The organism is Silanimonas lenta DSM 16282 (genome assembly GCF_000429065.1).
GTDB classification, from domain to species: Bacteria; Pseudomonadota; Gammaproteobacteria; order Xanthomonadales; family Xanthomonadaceae; genus Silanimonas; species Silanimonas lenta.
This window is the reverse complement of sequence record NZ_AUBD01000001.1, coordinates 1-18599: the sequence shown is the minus strand read 5'-3', so window position 1 is coordinate 18599 and position 18599 is coordinate 1. Positions and strand designations below refer to the sequence as shown.

14 protein-coding genes are annotated in these 18599 nt (G+C 62.7%); 3 read left to right on the top strand and 11 right to left on the bottom strand.

What is annotated here, in order from left to right; genetic code table 11:
* Positions 1-97: 97 nt before the first annotated feature.
* From G408_RS0100070 to mads1, 4 genes are read right to left on the bottom strand one after another with little or no spacing between them, the layout of a single operon-like run.
* Positions 98-2818 (bottom strand): TnsA endonuclease N-terminal domain-containing protein, encoded by a 2721-nt coding sequence (locus tag G408_RS0100070; protein ID WP_028769426.1) that lies wholly within the window; start codon positions 2816-2818, stop codon positions 98-100.
* Entirely contained in the window at positions 2808-4958 is a 2151-nt protein-coding gene (locus G408_RS0100065) for a site-specific DNA-methyltransferase (protein ID WP_211226624.1), read from the bottom strand. Before G408_RS0100065 ends, G408_RS0100070 begins: the two co-directional genes overlap by 11 nt.
* A complete protein-coding gene (locus G408_RS0100060; RefSeq protein ID WP_028769424.1) occupies positions 4955-7876 on the bottom strand; it encodes an ATP-dependent helicase in 2922 nt (973 codons plus the stop codon). Before G408_RS0100060 ends, G408_RS0100065 begins: the two co-directional genes overlap by 4 nt.
* Positions 7873-8085, bottom strand: a complete 213-nt coding sequence (gene mads1 / locus G408_RS0100055) for a methylation-associated defense system helix-turn-helix domain-containing protein MAD1 (RefSeq protein WP_028769423.1) — start codon at positions 8083-8085, stop codon at positions 7873-7875. The genes G408_RS0100060 and mads1 overlap by 4 nt, the downstream gene beginning before the upstream one ends.
* A 126-nt stretch (positions 8086-8211) precedes the next feature.
* On the opposite strand from mads1, the gene G408_RS0100050 reads away from it, so the two are divergent.
* From G408_RS0100050 to G408_RS0100040, 3 genes are all read left to right on the top strand, one after another.
* Complete coding sequence (locus G408_RS0100050) at positions 8212-11487, top strand: sacsin N-terminal ATP-binding-like domain-containing protein (RefSeq protein ID WP_028769422.1); 3276 nt, start codon at positions 8212-8214, stop codon at positions 11485-11487.
* A 407-nt stretch (positions 11488-11894) separates the two neighbouring features.
* Positions 11895-12188 (top strand): type II toxin-antitoxin system TacA family antitoxin, encoded by a 294-nt coding sequence (locus G408_RS0100045; protein WP_019562034.1) that lies wholly within the window; start codon positions 11895-11897, stop codon positions 12186-12188.
* Positions 12185-12688, top strand: coding sequence for a GNAT family N-acetyltransferase (locus tag G408_RS0100040; RefSeq protein WP_019562035.1), 504 nt, complete (start codon positions 12185-12187; stop codon positions 12686-12688). Before G408_RS0100045 ends, G408_RS0100040 begins: the two co-directional genes overlap by 4 nt.
* 9 nt (positions 12689-12697) lie before the next feature.
* On the opposite strand, the gene G408_RS0100035 is transcribed toward G408_RS0100040, so the two are convergent.
* The 7 genes from G408_RS0100035 to G408_RS12355 all read right to left on the bottom strand — a co-directional run.
* A complete protein-coding gene (locus G408_RS0100035; RefSeq protein ID WP_028769421.1) occupies positions 12698-13150 on the bottom strand; it encodes a hypothetical protein in 453 nt (150 codons plus the stop codon).
* Positions 13147-14487 (bottom strand): recombinase family protein, encoded by a 1341-nt coding sequence (locus G408_RS0100030; RefSeq protein WP_028769420.1) that lies wholly within the window; start codon positions 14485-14487, stop codon positions 13147-13149. The genes G408_RS0100035 and G408_RS0100030 overlap by 4 nt, the downstream gene beginning before the upstream one ends.
* Entirely contained in the window at positions 14484-14945 is a 462-nt protein-coding gene (locus G408_RS0100025) for a DUF2924 domain-containing protein (RefSeq protein ID WP_028769419.1), read from the bottom strand. Before G408_RS0100025 ends, G408_RS0100030 begins: the two co-directional genes overlap by 4 nt.
* A gap of 61 nt (positions 14946-15006) precedes the next feature.
* Positions 15007-15450, bottom strand: coding sequence for a hypothetical protein (locus G408_RS0100020; RefSeq protein WP_051282445.1), 444 nt, complete (start codon positions 15448-15450; stop codon positions 15007-15009).
* Between the two features lie 527 nt (positions 15451-15977).
* Positions 15978-16877, bottom strand: coding sequence for a hypothetical protein (locus G408_RS0100015; protein ID WP_019562040.1), 900 nt, complete (start codon positions 16875-16877; stop codon positions 15978-15980).
* A complete protein-coding gene (locus G408_RS12360) occupies positions 16874-18232 on the bottom strand; it encodes a hypothetical protein (RefSeq protein WP_211226623.1) in 1359 nt (452 codons plus the stop codon). The genes G408_RS0100015 and G408_RS12360 overlap by 4 nt, the downstream gene beginning before the upstream one ends.
* Before the next feature lie 46 nt (positions 18233-18278).
* Positions 18279-18599 (bottom strand): integrase core domain-containing protein (locus G408_RS12355; RefSeq protein WP_037411647.1); only part of this gene is annotated, 321 nt, incomplete at its 5' end.

Sequence of the window (18599 nt, the reverse complement as noted above, 5' to 3'; positions counted from 1 at the left end):
TCGCAAGAACATTGAGAGTGTGCTTTTTGAGATTCTTTTTCTGGCCATAAAGCTCCCCTTCGCCCAAGAATACGAAATCAACTGCCGAAGGACTGCGTTACAACAAGGCCCGGAATAGTCGTTTATCCGCATCCGACGACTTAAGGATGCGGTATTCCATCCCACTGGCCACCGCGATCTGCTGAGCGAACTCCTTCTTGGCCTGCACCACGGCGTCCTCGATCTGGTTATCGGCCTTCACCTCGACGATCACGTACTTCAGGCTGCCATCCGGCTCTTCGCGCTGGAAGATGAAGTCGGGGTAGTAGCTGCGCACGGTGCGCGAATCGGGGTCGATGTACTGGATGAAGAAGTCGGACTGGCCGTGGGTCAGCATCCCGGTGAAGTAGATCTTCTTCACCCGCTGCTCGCGCAGCAGATCCCAGAACAACCAGTTCTCAGACTTCGAGTCGAAACAGTAGGTATCGAGGTGGAAGCTCTTGGCGCGCTCCTCGTCCTTGATTTGCGGGTCATTCATCCGGACGATCTTGTCCTTCGCCGCCGATACCTCGTAGTAGCCGTTCGGAGGCATCTTGATCAACTCGACCTCGTGCTCCTCGGTTTGCTGCGACTCGTCCAGGTCGTAGAGCTGGCGGAACAGGCGCGGGATGATCTCGTCGTAGAGCAGCTCGTTGAACTCATTGGTGATGGCCACCAGTTCGTCGGTACCTTCCTTGGTCGCGTCGAGTAGATCCTCGATTTCCAAAGGGCTGCGATTGAGATAGCGTGACACCTCGGCCACCAGCGATAGCCGCGAGAACACCCGCTTTTCCCGGCGCGCCGTCAGATCGAAGGTGCGACTTGCAGAAGCGCGCGCCGCGTCGGCGGCGGTCAGGCCGTCCTGCTGGGTTTCGATGAGGCGGTACTTCTCGACCAACTCCCCCCACTTCTGCGGGTCAGCGCGTTCGGGCATCAACGCTTGCCCGGTCACCAACTGCTTCTCGCGCATCTGGTACTGCTTACGCACGCGAACCAGCTTGATCTTGACCGGCGGCTCGACCACGCGCACCTCGACGCGCTCTTTGTCCTTGCCGGTCTTTTGCAGCTCGTCGGCGCTGATGCGGAAGTTCTGCTGCAGCTCGTCGTTCAGCGTGTTGAGGTTGTCGTCCGAGAGGAAGACGTGGCCGGTGTGCTGGGCCTGGCCGATGGCGCGCAGGCAGCGCATCGTGGCCTGCAGCACAAACACCTTGGACTTGGGCTCGCGGAACAAGCCAACGCCGAACAGCGAGCGGCAGTTCCAGCCCTCGCGGCCTTTGTTGACCAGCAGGATGAACTGCTTTTCCGATCCTTCGGTGTCCAGGCGGTTGAACTCGCGGATGTCGTCGTTGGTGGTGAGCTTGTCGTCGCCCACGTTGACCAGGATGCGCGAGGTCGGAATGCCGTGCTTGAGCAGCGCACGCTCCACCGCTGGGCGCAGTTCGCCGGTCAGCTCGTCGATGGTGGCTGCAAAGAAGGCCAGCTTGGGAAGCAGCCCTTCCGGTCGCAAGTCACCCGTTTCCTTCAGGAAGGTTTCGATGGCGATGTCGACAAACTCGTCGGTGCGGGTGTTGGCGTAGCCGTGCAGGGTCACCTTCTTGAGGAAACCCTTGTCGATGGCCTCCTTGAGGCCGTAGGCGTAGACCACCTCGGGCAACACCTCGCGCCCCACGTAGGGCGTGCCGGTGTAGTTGTAGCAGGCCACCACCCGCGTGCCCGCCGCGTTCAGGCTGGCGGCGAGGATGTCGATGGTGGTGCGCAGGCTGGTGTCGGTTTCCTTGGTGCCCAGGCCCATGTCCTTGGCCAGCGCCTTGCCGAAGGCGTGGTGCGCCTCGTCCACGTAGATACCCAGCTGCTCCAAGCGACGCAGTTTCTCAAAGCGCTGGTTGGTGGTCAGCTCGCCTTCCTCTTCCGGCTGGTCGAAGTTGTAGAGGTCGGCGGCTTCGGCATAGACACCGGTGGCGGCCAGGGTTTCGCCGGTCGCGCCGAACAGCTTGTCGACGGAGGTCTTTTCCTTGTGCTGGCGCTTGAGGATGATCTTCTGCGTGTTCGAGACGATGATGTTGAAGCGCGAGCGATCCAGCGTGTCGAGTGAGGTGCCCGCCTCCTCGAGGTAGTGGAAGCGCAGGTGGGTGGTGAGGAAGTTGACGTACTCCGGCGGCACCACGCGGGTCAGGTCGAACGACTCGATCTCCTTCAGCGACTGCAGCACGGTCTTGTCCGGGGCGAACACCAGCGCGTTGTGGCAGTAGCGCGGATCTTTCTCGAACTTGTTGCCCAGCAGGAACTCGTAGAAGATGCAGGTGGCCATGAGGATGGTTTTGCCCGTCCCCATCGTCAGCGCGAAGATGTAGTTCGGGTAGGCGCGCGAGTTTTTGCGCATCTTCTCGAACAGCCGCTTGTACGAATCCAGTTCCAGCTCGTCCGTTTCGCCGAACTGGAACATCTCCTGACCGGCGGTGCCGAGGAAGGAGCCGAACTTGCGGCCCTCGAACTTGCCGCTGCGCTCGTACCACGCCTTGAAGATCTCCTCGACCTTGGCGTTGCCGAGGAACTCCTTGAGGAAGACGTAGGTTTCCAGTGCCTCGAACTGCGGCTGGCGCAGGAAGGCCTTGGGGTTCTTTTCCGGGTTGTTGAAGTCGAGGAACTTGCGGGTCAGCTCTTTGTAGTGCGAGCGGATCGCTCCCCGGTTGTCCTGGTGGAACTGCCACAGGAAGCGGAAGAAGGCGAAGTCCAGCGACGCGCCGGACGAGCTGGCCTTGACAGCGGCGGTTGCGCGCTTGGTGGTGGGCTTAGTCGCCATGGGCCACGCTCCCTTCCCAAGACTCCGACAGCAGGTCGGTGATCTTCACGCGGATGGTGCCTGCATCCTCCGGCACCTTGTACCTGCCCTTGACCATCTCGTTCTTGCCAGGGATGTCCACCACCGCCGGTTGCAGCACCGCGCCGTCGTAGTTCCAGTCAATCAGCACCGACTCGACAAGCTCCTTCCAGTCCTCGACCGACTCCTTCTGCAAGGAGAGCTTTTGCAGCAGGTTCATCGGGTAGAAGCGCTCGATGACCAGCTCGCCGTTCTTCACCACGACCTTGGCCTCGGAGTCGCGCTTGAACTCCAGATTGGCCTTGTCGCGCAGGATGTCCACCACCTCCACGTCGATCTTGAAGGGCTTGGCGGCCAGCTCCAGCTGCGCGGCCAAGTCCGGCTCATGGCCCATGCAGACGAGGGTGATCCTCTCGACGGGGCGGTTCGGGCTCTCGTTCTGCTTGCGCTCCCAGGCCTTGTAGTCGAAGCCCGCGATCAGCTCGTTCAGGTCGGCGCGCGTGGCGATGCGGTTGACCGGCATGATCTTGATCATGCGGCCGTCCTTCTCGCCGTCGAACACGGTGTTGAATTCCAGCTTCTGCACCTCCAGCGCCTCCAGCAGCAGCTCCTTGGCCTGCACCGGGTTGCGGAAGATATCGTAGTGGTTGACGTTGTAGACCTCGAAGCCGGTGTAGTGCTTGGAGTCGGGGTCGAGCGGCTTCTGACGCAGTTCCTCGGCCGCCTTGATCAGCCGCTTGGTAGTCGTCTGGATCGCGCCGAGGTTGATATCCGCGCCGATGAAACGGCGGCCGAGTTTCATTGCTGCTGCCTGTGTTGTGCCTGCGCCCATGAAGCAGTCAAAAACGAGCGCGCCCTTTTCAGTTGAGGCATTGATGATTCGCTCCACAAGGGCCTCGGGCTTCTGCGTGGGATAGTCTTGGCGCTCTTTTGCCACCGGGTTTACCGGCGGAATGTCGTCCCACACAGAGTCGATGATGTCGCCTTCTATTTCATCCAGATAGATCACCCGCGTCCCGCCGCCTGTAGGGTTTACGTCATCGCGGTAAAGACGGCCATTCGCATCCTTTTTGAAACGCTTGATGTAGTCCTCACCATGAGGGCGGTATTGAACCTTCCAGTAGTAATCCTCTGATCTCACGTACGACAAAATGGTGTCGTGCTTCTGCGGAAACTTGCGAGATGTAGAACGTTTGAATCCGAAATAGCTCCAGATGATCTCGTTCCTGAAGTTCGCTGGTCCAAAAACTTCATCAAGAATCATTCGTATGAAGTGATTCTTGTGCCAGTCGCAGTGAACGTAGATGCTGCCTCTTTCCGAAAGTAGCTCACGGGCGAGGACAAGTCGTTCGTACATGAATTGGAGATACTCATCGTTCGTCCAGATGTCGGTGTACTGCTTTTCTTCAAAGACCGTCTGCTCCGACTCTGCTTGCTTGCCTTGCAGTTTGATCTTCTTCTTGTAGTCGGCCTTGGAGTCAAAAGGCGGGTCGATGTAGATCAGATCGACCTTCCCCCTGAACTCCTTCAGCAAGTGACTCATCACCTGCAGGTTGTCACCCCAAAAGATCTTGTTGCGCCAGCCATCCACCTCTTCGCCGTGGACTTCCTTCAGCTGCGCCGGGAAATACTGCGTCGAGGTGAACGGGCGCTTGCCGCGCCAGTTGAGCATCGGGTAGCCCTTGATCGGCGAGAACTCGTATTTTTCGACGTTGGTCTTGCCGACATCAGCAGCGGCTAGTGGCAGGGGTGCCTGCGAAGGTTGTTGGTCGCTCATGGTTGTTCTCTTTGGCGAATGGTTGAATGTCTTGGGGCTGGCAATTGACTGGCGGGTTGGCGTTGGCGTCGGCGTTGGCGTCGGCGACGCGGCTTCCAGCAGTCGAGCGATCAAGGCTTTCCTCCGCCCCCTCGGCTCTACGCCTGCGGCTTCGCAGACCTGCTTGACCTCCGGCTCGCCGAGGTAGCCAAGCAGGTCCTCCGGCCGGCAGCGCCGCGCCGACGAGATCGCGTCGACCAGGGCCTGGCGCCTGCGCTTGTCGGAGACCGAGAGCTCGAAGTCCTCGGCGATCTGCCGAAGGGTCGCGGTGCTGGCGACGGTCAGGATGTGCGGTTTGAGTCTCATCGTGCTTTGGAAAACTTCCAGTTCTTGTTGTCGCAGTAGGCGCGCATGTCGCAGCTCTGGCACAGCTTGGCCGGGCGTGCGGCCATCTGATAGTCCTGCCGCTCGATGCGCGCCACGATGTCGTCGAAGCGGGCGATGGTTTTGCCGATGGCGCGGTCGTCCTTGGTGAAGGAGACGTAAGGGTTGCCGCCGTCTTCGCCGGTGTAGTAGAGGTGCATGCGGCTGACCTTCTGGCCGGTGCGCTCTTCCACCAGGTGGGCGTACACCTCCAGCTGGTGCTGGTACTGGCGCAGCCGCTCCCGGTCCTTCTCCATGTCGGGCTTCTTCTCCGACTTGAAGTCGATGATCTCGACCGTGTCGTTCTCGCCCCGGATCAGGTCGACGCTGCCCTTGAGGATGTACTGATCCTTGACCAGCGAGATCTCGACCTCGGCCTCCTTGATGCGGTCCCAGTTGCCGTTCTCGCGCTCGTAGTAGCGCAGCACGTGCAGCAGCGCCGCCTGCTGTGAGGAGGGCGCGAGGTAGACGCGCTCTTTCTTGGAAAGCATCGCGTAGTTGGCCGAGAACCAGCCCCGGATGGCGTCCAGGGTGATGGTGTGCTCTTCGCCGCGCAGGACGGTCTTGTGGATGTCCTCGATGGTCTGGTGCACCAGAGTACCGAAGAGCATCGGGCTCTCGCGGATGGGCGCGAACTCCAGCTCCTTGAAAAAACGGTACTGCTCGGCGCAGTTCTCGAACACCGTGATGTGCGAGGTGAACGAGTACTCGCGCTTGAGGTTGATCTGCTTGACGGCCTCGAAGGTCAGCGCCGACAGATCGATGTCGCGCCAGCTGGGCAGCTCGTAGAACAAGCGCTCGAAATACTTCGATGGCGACTTGCCCAGGCCTCGGCCATTGCGTTCCTGCGCGGCCAGCACCAGCAGGTTCTGGGCGCGGGAGAAGGCTGTATAGAAGAGCCGCCGGAAATCGAAGTGCTTGATGTGCTCCAGCGGCTCGAAGCGGGGTTTCGACAAGTACCCGCCATCTTCCAGCAGCTCGTCGAGCGCGGTGTGCTGCTTGCGCGGCACCGCCTCCAGCGAGCCGCACACCACCACCGGGAACTCCAGCCCCTTGGACTGGTGGATGGTCAGGAACGAGACGCAGCCCTTGGGCGCGTACTCGGCCTCATCCTCGTACTCGCCGATACCGCCCTCCTGCAGGAAGCGCAGGAACTGGTTGAACAGGTCACGGAGGTTCTTTTCTAGAAAGTCCGGGTTGAGCACGCTGACGTAGTGCAGGTACTCGAACTTGGTGAGCAGCCTGGAGAAGGTGCCAAGATTGCGCGCCGCACGACCCTTGTCCACGCCTTGCACGGCCTCTTCGGTGAGGAAGCGCGAGAACAGCGGGAATTGCAACAGCTGGTAGAACAGGCCGGAGAAGGCGTAGTCGGTGTTCTGCGCAAGCACGGCGTGGCGCTTGGCCAGCGGGCGGGCCCAATCCAGCAGGGGCTTGTTTTCCGGCTTGCGCAGCTCGTCGGTGAAGGGCTTGAAGCACTGGTGGTCGTAGTAGTCCCAGATGTCCAGATGCACGCCTTCAGCCCACGCCCGCACCTTGGGAAACTGCGGGAACAGGAAAATCAGCGCGCCGATCATCAGGCGGATCTCCTCCCGCTCGAAAAACATGTTCGAGCGGGGCGAGAACACGGGCACGCCCTGCGCTTCGAGGAAGCGCGCCAGCGCCACTACCTTGTCATTCTTGACGGAGCGGAAGAGGAAGGCTACCTGGTTCCAGTCCGCGAGCTGACCGGATGCCTTCAACCCATTGAGGAAGGCCAGCACCTCCGCGTGCCAGTTGGTGGTGTCGTCCTTGTCGTCACTGGCCGCCAACCGCACCACCGTCGGCACGTCGGGGAAGACGTCGGCGCGTGGGACGATCTGCTTGGCGAAACGGAAGACGCGCGTGCCGTCGTCCCAGGTTTGTTCGCGCATCCACTCGTTGTAAAAGCGGATGATGTCCGGGTGCGAGCGATAGTTGACGGTCAACTTGACCTGCTTGCACTGGCCGTCGTCGAACAGCGCAGGGAACTCCAGGATGTTGCGGATGGTGGCCCCGCGAAAGCGATACAAGCCCTGGTCGTCGTCACCCACCACGCAGAGATTGCAGCGCTCGCCGGCGAGCAGGAGGAGGATGCGCTCCTGGATGGTGTTGGTGTCCTGATACTCGTCCACCATCAGGTAGGTGAGCTTGTCGCGCAGCTGCGCCAGCACCTCGGGGCGCTTTTCCAGCAGTTGCAGCGCCTCGTACTGGATGCCGGAGAAATCCAGCGCGTTGTGCTCATGAAGCAGCTCTTGGTACTTCACAAAGCAGGTAGCCAGGGCACGGATTTCGGGCTCGGGGGCAGCCGCTAGCGTGGAGGCATCGAGCGCCTCCTCGCTGACCTTGTTGAGCCACTTGAGCAGGTTCTCCGACTGCGCCCAGCGCCCCGTCTGGTCGTCGCCCATGACAAGCTGGGCGTCGGGCAGTTCACGGAAATCCTTGATGTGCTGGTAGAGGAAGTACTGCTGGTCGAACTGGTCGAACAGCGTGAAGCTGCGCTTGAGCCGGGTGAACTCGCGGAAGTCCTCCAGCAGCCGCAGGCAGATGGAGTGGAAGGTACCCAGGTACATCTCGTTCAAGTTGAACTTGATGCCGAGCTCGCTGAGACGGTTGGAGATGCGCGTGGTCAGCTCACGCGCGGCCTTGTCGGTGAATGTGACGACAAACAGCGACTCGGGCGCGACGCCTTTGTGGGTGATGAGGTAGACGATGCGCTCGACCAGCGTGAAGGTCTTGCCGGAACCGGGGCCCGCGATGATGAGCACCGGCCCCTCGGTGGCCAGAATGGCTTCCAGCTGCTGGGGGTTGGCCTTGGACTGGAGGGCGGTGGCGCTGGATGTCATTCCGCCCCCTCGCCGTCATCCACCGTCGCCTTGCCGATGCGGCTGGCGATCCACTCGTCCAGATCGCGGCGGCGGAAGCGCCACGTGCCACCCAGCTTGAAGGCGGGGAGCTTGCCGCTCGCTGCGAGGCGGTAGACCGTGCGCTTGCCAGCCTTGAGGTAGGCAGCAACCTCGTCAATGGTGAGGATTTCGTCCGGCTGGTCGCTCATCGGCTTTCCCGTGTCATCTGTGCTGTGCTTGGTTTACGGCCATGTCTCGTCATAATATTCCACAAGTGTGCAAACTTGGGCAAACCTGGCATCAAACAGGTTCCATGACACGGAGAGGGAGCGGCAGTGGCGTCCAACTACGAGGCAATTTGTAAGGAGAACCGGGAAAGCTACGGCACCAAGGGCGCCCAGAAATCCGGCAGCCTAGCCGCGGGGCTGTATGACGACCGCACGCACTTCATCTTTGAACTGCTGCAAAACGCGGAGGACGCGCTCGGCCGGCGTGGCGAGTGGCACGGATCACGCAAGGTTTCGTTCACCCTGAGCGCGACTCGCCTGACGCTCTCGCACTTCGGCAAGCCTTTTGATGAGGCCGATGTCCGCAGCGTCTGCGACATCGCCGAGAGCACCAAGAACGAGTCCTCCATTGGCCGCTTCGGCCTTGGCTTCAAGTCCGTCTACACCGTCACCGATCTCCCGGAGATCCACTCCGGCGATGAGGACTTCGCCATTGAGAACTACGTCTTCCCCAAGCGGCTGGAACGCTCCGCACGCGCCCCGGATGAGACGCAGATCATCCTGCCCCTGAAACCGCAGGACACGACGGCGGCGCAGGAGATCACGGCAGGGTTCCGACACTTGGGCCCGGGCGCGCTGCTGTTCCTGCGTCACATCGACGAAATCAACTGGAGCGTCGAAGGTGGCGCGTCCGGGTTCTATCTGCGCAACACCCCAGAAACGCTGGGGCCCAACGTGCAGCGCGTCACGGTGATCGGCCAAGAGAGTGGGCAACCCGAGGTCGATCAGAACTGGCTGGTGTTCCACCGTGACGTGTTCTCCGCCGAGGGAAAAAAGGTCGGACGGGTGGAGATTGCCTTCTCGCTGGTTGCGGTCAAGGACGCCCCGGGTCGCTGGGCTGTGCAGCCGCTGGCCAAGTCGCCGCTGGTGGTTTTTTTCCCGACGGTGGTTGAGAGCCACCTCGGTTTTCTCGTGCAGGGGCCGTATCGCACCACACCGAGCCGCGACAACATTCCTCCCGGCGACCCGTGGAACCAGCATCTGGTCAAGGAGACATCCAGCCTGCTGGTCGAAGCGATGCGCTGGATGCGAGACAACGCAATGCTGGATGTCGCGGCGCTGCGCTGCCTGCCGCTCGACCGCGAGAAGTTCCCAAAGGGCTCCCGGTTTGCACCAATGTTCGATGCCGTCCGGCAGGCGTTTCAGGACGAGGCGCTGCTTCCAACCTTCGACGGAGGGCATGTCACCGCCCAGCAGGCCAAGTTGGCGCGAACACAAGAGTTGCGCGAACTGTTCCGCCCGGAACAGGTTGCGGCGCTGTTCGGTTCGGAGGTCGCCGCTTGGTTGTCAGGCGACATTACCCAGGACAAGGCACCCGAGATTCGCCAGTACCTGATGCGCGAACTCGACATCGACGAGATCACGCCAACAAAACTGGTACCGAACCTGACGAAGGCGTTCCTTGAGGCGCAATCGGACGAGTGGGTGTTGCGGCTGTACGAGTTCCTGAGCGGCCAGGAGAAGGCGTTGCGTCGCCATCTGGACACTGTCCCGCTCATCCGCCTGGATGACGGGACGCACGTCGTTGCTCGCGAAAACGGGAAAGCCAAGGCCTTTCTTCCCAGCGCCATCGCCACCAGCTTTCCGACCGTTCGCCGCGCGGTATGTACGACGCCCGAGGTACGCCTGTTCCTGAGCTCGCTGGGCATCACCGAACCCGACCCGGTAGACGATGTGATCTGGAACATCCTGCCGAAGTACCAGCAGGCAGAGGTGGACGTGGACGACGATGTCTACGCAGCCGACATCGAGCGCATCCGTGCCGCTTTCAGTACCGATTCCACCGCGCAGAGGGAAAAGCTCCGGTCAGCCTTGCGCGACACCACCTTTGTGATGGTGGTCGATACCGGCGACGGCAAAACGTATGTCGCCAAGCCTGGCGAGGCCTACATCGCCACCGACCGCCTACAGCAGCTCTTCGCGGGCGTGCCCGATATCTTGATCGTCGACAATGAGTACGACTGCCTGCGGGGCGAGGAGATTCGTGACCTGCTGGTGTCGTGCGGGGCAAGCCGCTACCTCATTCCGGAAGCAGTACCGTCGAGTCTGGGGCATTCGGAGAAAGAGCGAATCCGCAGAGAAGCTGGTCTTGAGCGCGCAAGCTGGGAAAACCCGCCAGAAGATTTCACCCTTCGCGGACTGACAGCGCTGCTGGAGTTCTTACCAAAACTACCACCCAAGGATGCTGCCGCCCGAGCCAAGGTGCTATGGGAAGCCTTGGCCGATCTGGAGGCGCGTGGTACTGCCGCCTTCTACGGCTCCTACAAGTGGGGTTACTTCCACGAGACAAAGACCGCTCGGTTCGATGCCGCTTTCGTCCGGACGCTCAATCAGGTTGCCTGGGTGCCGAATGCCGACGGCGAGCTTGTACCGCCTGGGCTCGTCGTGTTCGACACCCTCGGCTGGAAGCCCAACCCGTTCCTGCAGACCAAGATCGTCTTCAAACCACCGGTCATCGATCAGCTTGCCAAGGAGGCAGGCATCGACCCGGCCATTCTCGATCTGCTACGAAGAGACCCTACTATCGTCGCCGAGCTGACGTCCCGACTGAGCGCGAGCTCAGCGCCCCAGACTGAGCCATCGGCAGAGTCCGAACAGGAGACCGACGAGCCGTCCGATGGCGACGTGTACGACGGTGCGAAAGATCTTTACGGCGATGACATGCCGGATATCCCGCCCGGCACCCCTGATCCGGACGGCGGTGATGGCGTGGGCACGGTGGCAGGAGGTGGTGGCCAAGGGCGCACTGGTACTGGGACTTCGCGCGGCGGCAGCCAGGGCAATGGGGGTGGCCACGGTGGCTCAGGCGGCCACGGCACTCCCGGAGACAAGGGCAGTGGCAAAGGCGGCGGGCAAGGAAAGAGGACACCCGGCCACGCCGGGGGGCGACCGTTCATCTCCTACGTCGGCACGCACCCCGATGAGGAAGGCCCAGACCCCGATGGCCTCGATCAGGCGGAACGGATGCAGATCGAGGAGCGAGCAATCGATCTGATCATTCGTCTTGAGCCAGGACTACGCCGTACTCCGGAAGGCAACCCAGGTTTTGACCTCTTCGAGGCCGACAGTAGTGGCAGGCAGATTCGATGGGTCGAAGTGAAGTCGATGACGGGCACCTTGCATGATCGCCCCGTGGGACTGTCACACACGCAGTTCGACTGCGCGCGCGAAAAGGGCGATGCGTACTGGCTATACGTGGTCGAGCGCGCAACCGATCCAGCTCAAGCCCGCGTGCTCAGAATTCAGAACCCCGTCGGCCATGCCCGGACCTTTACGTTCGACCACGGCTGGAGCGAGATAGCACGAACTGATCCTCCTCGTTGATGACCAGTCGGCCAATCGTCGAATCCACGCCCTCAAGGCCAAGGCGTTGCTATCTGGCTCGGGTATGGAGCGCGGGTTCGGTTCCGTGTTCCGCCACCATACACAAGGGCCCGGAAAGTCTCCGGGCCCTTTCCTTTTGACGCCGGCCCCGCGCCACGCGGGATTCTGGCCATCCGCCCTGCGGGTGGGGGCCAGCCAAAACACCCAAAATCGGCCATTGTCTCGGCCAGAGCCGTCTCTGTTCTCCGGCTGGCTTGCGGGTAGCCGCAGCGCCTGATTCATCAAAATCAACGACTTACGCGCGGCGGTTCATCGTCAACCAGGGCGGCGATCGCCCCAGCGAACTGGACCGCGTGCGTCGGTTGTACTAACATGGCGTCCATTGATCGAACAAGAAAGGCGCCGCCATGACCGCCATCGCATCCTCGCCTGCTGCCCGTACTGCCCGCCTGGGGCTGCGCGCCACGCCCGAACAGGAGGCCGTGCTGCGCCGTGCCGCCGAGGTGGCCCACAAGTCGCTGACCGACTTCATCCTCGACAGCGCCTGCCTGGCCGCCGAGCAGACCCTGCTGGACCAACGATTGTTCATGGTCTCGGGCAGCCAGTACCAGGCCCTGATGGAGTTGCTCGAGCGCTCCGAGCAGGCCAACGACGGCTTGGCCGACCTGTTCGCCCGCAAGGCCCCTTGGGACGCCAAGTGACGCTGCGGGCACCGGCGCCTCTGGCCGCACAGCATCGGCTGGAAGGCTTCGACTGCGGCAAGCCTGCGCTGAACGATTGGCTGCTGCGCCACGCCCGCCAGGCGCAGGGCAGTGGCTCGGCCAAGACCTTCGTCGTGGCCGCCGATGGTGACGACCGCGTCGCAGGCTACTTCAGCCTGACCGTAGGCCAGGTCGACACGCTGGAAGCGCCGGAGCGTATCCGCAAGGGCATGGGACAGTACCCGGTGCCGGTGGTGATCTTGGCCCGGCTCGCCGTGTCACGCGAGCACCAGGGCCGCGGGATCGGCATCGGGATGCTTCAGGATGCGATCCGCCGCACGCTGGTGATCGCCGAGCAGGCCGGTGTGCGGGCCATGCTGACCCATCCGATTGATGAAGACGCGACCAGGTTCTACACCCGATTTGGGTTCATCGCCTCGCCGCTGCGCGAGCAGCAGTTGCTACTGCTCTTGAAGGACGCCCGTCGCTGGGTTCGTTGAGTCACACCCTCACGCATCGAACCTCGCGAGCACCTCCCGCTGCGCCACCCAGTCGGTTGGCAGCGGATTGCGCTGGAACCACAGCAGGCTCATGCAGCGCGGCTGCTTGCCTGCCAGGATGGCCTGGATGATGGCGGGCTGCAGTAGCGTCAGACGCAGCAGTTCGTTGACCGTCGAATGATGCAGGCCTTCACGTCGGGCGATCTCGCTGCCGCTGGCGACCACGCCGTCGTCGAGCAGTTGCTGCCAGTAGAAGGCCCGCGTCAGTGCCACCAGCAAGGGTTGGTCGATCTGGCTGGCGACCTTGCCCGGCGACTCGACCTGGCCATCCGGGCGCAGCACCACCTTGCTGGCGCCGCGCTTCCTGATCTTCAGCGGGATGAAGGTGGACAGCTTGACCTGGCCGCCGTCCCGGCGCTCGCGCGCAACGGGTCCGCCCAAAGCCTGCACTTTGGGCTTCATACGGTTTCCTCCATCTCCTGCAGTTCCGCGCCGATGGTGCCGGGCAGCAGTTCCCCGGCCAGTTCCTGCCAGCCCTGATCGCGCCAGATGATTTCCAGCCCACCGTCGGCAATCACCACGCGCTCGATCAGCAACTGCGCCAGTCGACACTGTTCGGCGGGGAACAGCTGTTGCCACAGGCCCGCCAGATTTCGCATCGGAAGCACGACCTCAGGCTCCGACAAGTCTGGGCGGGCTGTCCGAATCCGATCCCACACCGATTGCACGATGTGCGGGGCCGAGAGCGCCGCCACGATTTGCTGCGTCACCAATTCCTCGATGGGTGCCGCTGGCAACGGTCCGTGGCTGCTGGCCCACGCGCCAAAGCGCCGGTGTCTGATCGGCGTGTAGTAGCGGTAGGTCTTGCCCTTCTTCCTGGTGTAGCTGGGCACCAGCCGTTCACCATCGGGCGTAAACAGCAGGCCACGCAACAACGCTGGCTCACGCTGGCGGTCGTTGGTCTCGCGCCGCCGTTCGATGCCATCGGTGGCGATCAGTGCGTGCACGGCATCCCACTGCGCCTGCGTCACGATGGCCTGATGCTGGCCAGGGAAACTCTGCCCCTTGTGGACGATCTCGCCCAGGTACATCCGGTTGTTCAGCATCTTGTAGATCGTCTGCTTGGTGAAGGGCTTGCCCCCCTTGGTGACCACGCCTTCTGCACCGTAGGCCTTGGCCATCAGCGTGGCTGACCGCATGGTCACGAAATCGTCGAAGATCCGGCGTACCAGCTTGGCCTCTACCTCATTGATCACCAGCAGACGATCCCGAACGTCGTAGCCGAGCGGCACCGGCCCGCCCATCCACATGCCCTTGCGCTTGCTGGCGGCGATCTTGTCGCGGATGCGCTCGCCGGTCACTTCCCGTTCGAACTGCGCAAAGGACAGCAGGACGTTGAGTATCAACCTGCCCATCGAGGTGGCCGAGTTGATCTGCTGCGTGACGGCGCTGAAGCTGACACGGTGGCGGTCGAACACATCGACCATCCGCGCGAAATCGGCCAACGAGCGCGACAGGCGGTCGATCTTGTAGACCACCACGATGTCGATCTTGCCGGCCTCGATGTCGGCCATCAGGCGGCGCAGGGCGGGCCGGTCCATGTTGCCGCCGGAGTAGCCGGGATCATCGTAGTCGTCGGCCACGGCGATCCAGCCCTCGTGGCTCTGGCTCTTGATGAAAGCGTGCCCGGCTTCTTTCTGGGCGTCGATGGAGTTGAACGACTGGTCCAAGCGCTCGTCGCTGGAGACGCGGCAGTACACCGCGCAGCGCTTCGGCGGCGCCAGCAGCGGCGCACTCATTGATCATCCCCCTTACGATCACGCAAACCGAAGAACTTCGGTCCGTTCCAGCGCGTGCCGGTGATGTGGCGTGCTGCCGCCGACAGGCTCTTGAACACCTGGCCATCCAGGGCATACAGACCATCGGGCGTGACCGTCACGCGGTACTCGCGCTCATCCCATTCCCTGATCAGCGTGGTGCCGGGCATGAGCAGTGTCTGGGCGCTGCGCCCGGCGGCCGACTTGATCTTGGAATGCTTGGCACCGGCCTCGACCAGCATCTTGCGGATGTTGGTCGGCAGCGCGCCGTATGCCTTCTCCTGGATGCGGTAGGCCAGACGCGACTCCACGTATTGGCGATTGGGATGACTGGGCCGCCGGGGAAAGTACTGATCCCACAGCGCCCAGAGGTCGGACATTGGCAGGGAGGGCAGTGCCGCCAACTGCGCCGAGATGCTGCCGTTGGGGGAGCCAGTCATTTCGAACTTCTCCTGTGGTTGAGACAGGTCCATGAACGCGCTGTGGCGACCAGAAGCCAAGTCAAACCGCGCTCTGGTCAACGTCATCGACCTGACCTGTCGCCACATCGATACGCTCGCCCAGCAGCGTCTGCGGCCGGCCGGTGCGCCGGTCCTTGATGCCCAGGATGTAGATCTCTCCGTTCCAAACGCCGCAGGCCACGTCAGTATCTTCAGCATCGGCAGGCAGCAGCCACCCGGTGATGCCATCAGGCAAATCGAGCAAGTCCTCCGGGCGTTGGATGGGCCAGCGCATCGCCGCCTGGAATCGGTCGGCAAACCGCAAGACCTGCGGCGGGACGTCTGGGAAGTTCTGCTGGCTGAGGATGGGAATCCAGACCAGCGGCTGGCCGCTGGCAAACCACTGCTGCACGCGCTGGTGGACTTCCGGGTCGTAGTGCTGCAGTCGTTCAACAGGCAACTGGCTGGCGCGGTTGCGGGCTTGGGGTTCTATCGTGTGGTTCATCAAAGACTCCTTGAGTGGTAACCCGGCGCATCGCCAGGTGGTAACCGGGGTGGTAACTGGTAACCCCGTTTCGGGGTCTGTCGGTAGCGGGGTAGCGCGGCTGCGCCCCCCGTATCGGTTCTTGTGAGGGAAGGACCCATTTCACCGGCGGCGACGCCAACGCGACGGGCGCTGGAAATGGCGCTGCCACCAATGCCAGAGGCGGCGTTCAATACGCGCGGCTGCACACAACCAACGCCACCACCACGGCAGCTTGATCCGGGCGCAGCGTGGTCTGCGCACGATACTTGTCGCCCCCTTGCCGGGTACGGTGAATGGGGACTCGCCCCATGCGGTTTGCGGCACAGAAGGCAATACACCGATGCCGTCATCACGCGCGATGGCGGCATGCGCTGCCGGTGGCAATACCCGCTGCAGGATGGGCTGGTGCTCCAGCCCCTCTGGCCCGGAGGCGATACGCGGCGACAGCGGCCCGAAACGATCAGGTTGGTGCCGGCGCGATGGCTGGATGTCCATAGCAGCCGCCCTCACACGTCCACGCGCACGACGGTCGACAGGCCCGTGCCATGACCGAGATGCTTCTTCGGCGGATTGGGATCGGGCGCGTAGATACGGCGCTCATCACCTTTGGCCCTCGGGTGATAGACCTTCAGCCCCCAGCCGTCGAATCCTGCACTGCGCAGGGCGGTGTCCAGCGCCTCGACCAGTTCGTTGTCGGTGCGGGTGAACTGGTCGTTCAGGTCACGCAGCTCTTCATACGGGATACCCGCGATCAAAGTTGGCAGCAGCTCGCCAGCGCGCGTTGGTCCGATCAGCTCGTGGTCGAAGTGAGTGCAGGTGTCGCCCGTCACGCGGGTGTGCGTCAGACGCACGCGCTGCAACAGCACTGCCTCCACGCTTTGCATCTCGCGCCAGGCCTGCACGAAGATCTTGGCGGCCTCCAGCATCCGCTGTGCGCTGGGCTGGAAGATGCGGCGGATTTCCTGATCGATGAGGGACTCATCTACCCCGGCCACCATCTGCCCAGCCAGATCGTTGAGGTACTGCTCCAGTGCCTTGACGCGGGTGGGCGCCTCCAGCACCTGCTGCGTGGCTTTCACGCGGGCGGCGTGTTCCTGTGCCAATGCCTGCTGGTGTTCCTGATCGAACTTGGCCAGTGCTTCGGTATCACCCAAGGCCAGCAGCACTTCGCGCTGGATGGTCAGCGTCATCTCCGGCTCGGCAGGTTTGTCCCAGCCGTTGCTGATACGGTTGGCCGCGATCAATGCGGCAATGGCCTGGTCGTATTGGGCGTTCTGCTGGCGCAGGCGCTCAAACATCTGCGCCACAGCGCTGACGTCCCCGATTTCATTCAGGGGTGATGCGCCCTCGGCGGATCTCGGGCTGACCGCTGTTGCGGCTTTCTTGGTGAAAGGGTTCATCTTCATTTGTGTTCTCCATATCGAATGCCGCCCACAGAGGTGCGGGAGACGCCGGGCGGCGTGGCGTACTGTTTTTGGGTGGTGATGCGCCAGCGCGCCCCCTCCCGGCTGTGGCCGAGGTGGGTGATGTCGATGCCTTTGGCGCGATAGGCTGGGGCGATGCGGCGCAACTGGTCCGACAGGCCCTTGGGCGAGCGCGGCCAAGTGCTCCGGTCCGGGGTGCTGTAGGTGTTGAGCAGTTCGTAGAGCTGACCGGCGGTGCCTTGCCAGTTGATGGGCAGCACGCGCTCGGCAAGGTACTTGTCGAGCGCCTGCGCGACGGCATTGCTCTCCAGCGCACGGTCGATGCCCGCGCGCACGAGATCAGCGTATTGCTGCTGGAATTCGCCAGCCTCGAAACCGAGAGCACGGGCTACCGCTTCGCCCAGCCGTTCGTAATCAGCCATGCGCTGCTTCTGGGTGAGCTTGACCGTCGGCAAAATGGCCAAGGCCGCTGAGAACAGATCGAGCAAGCCCGCGAACACCTTCGGCTGATCGCGTTCCCAGCCCGCGTGGGTGTCGGCATCGTCGCGCCGGGCATCCGCTGGGATGGTGGGCAGATCGACGTGAATCACTCGGTCGATCAAGTCGGGGCGTGTGGCGACCACGGCGATGCCGTTCAACACTACCGGCCGCTTGGTTTCCATGACGTGCTCTTCGCCGTTGGTGTAAAGCTGGCGCGAGGCAAAGCCACCGCCGGTGGCCAGGGTGCAGAACGCGTCTTGCTGCTCGGGCGTCAGGCCGGAGAGGTTCTCGTAGCTGACCAGCCAGTTGTTGGCGGCGGCGACGAAGATGTCCTCCACCGTCTTGGGACGGCCGCGCAAGCCCACCTTGTTGGGATCAACCAGGCTGCGCAGCACGGATTGCGTAGTGGACTTGGCCGAGCCTTGTTCGCCCACCAGTTCCAGCACCGGGAAGGGGGTGTCGGGGCGAAAGCAGTCCAGCAGCCACGCCAGCACCATCACGCGGCTGTGTGCCGGGATGTTGGTGTGCTGCCAGAGCAACCCGATATCGCCATGGGCCGCCGGCATCGGCAGCGGGCGCATCGAGGGCGTGCGGGTGAAGTACACCGGCGACCCGCTCACCACCCGCCAGCCCTGGGGGGTGACGTGAATGGCCTGCCACTGCGCATCGGCCAGATCGATCAGGTAGCCATCGCCATACCGGGCGGCGCGGACGTGAAGCTCGATCTGCTCGCCATCGTTGATGCCGGCAGCAGCGAGCGTGGCCAGGGCCGACTTCATCGTCGTTTCCGGCACGCCCATTTCCTTGGCACGCCAGTACGCCGCCCGCAGCCAGTCCTCGAAGCCGGACGAATACACGCGCCACACTTCGCGCCTGACCTGCCGGCTTTTTTCGGACCACCGATTAGTTGAGGACGGCTCGGTGGGTTGATGCGGGTTGCTGCTTCTGGAACTCGTCCTTGAACTGCTTGGGTGTCCGGTAGCCGAGGCTCGAGTGTGGCCGATCCTCGTTGTAATGGCGTCGCCACGTCTCGATGATCGCCCGGGCCTCGACCCGGTTCCGGAACCATTCCATGCTGAGGCACTCGTCTCGGAACTTCCCGTTCAAGCTCTCGGCGGTGCCATTCTGCCAAGGCTTGCCTGGATCGATCAGCGCGGTCTCGATGCCCGCCTGCTGCAGCCACTTCAGGATGGCATGGCTGACGAACTCGGGGCCATTGTCCGA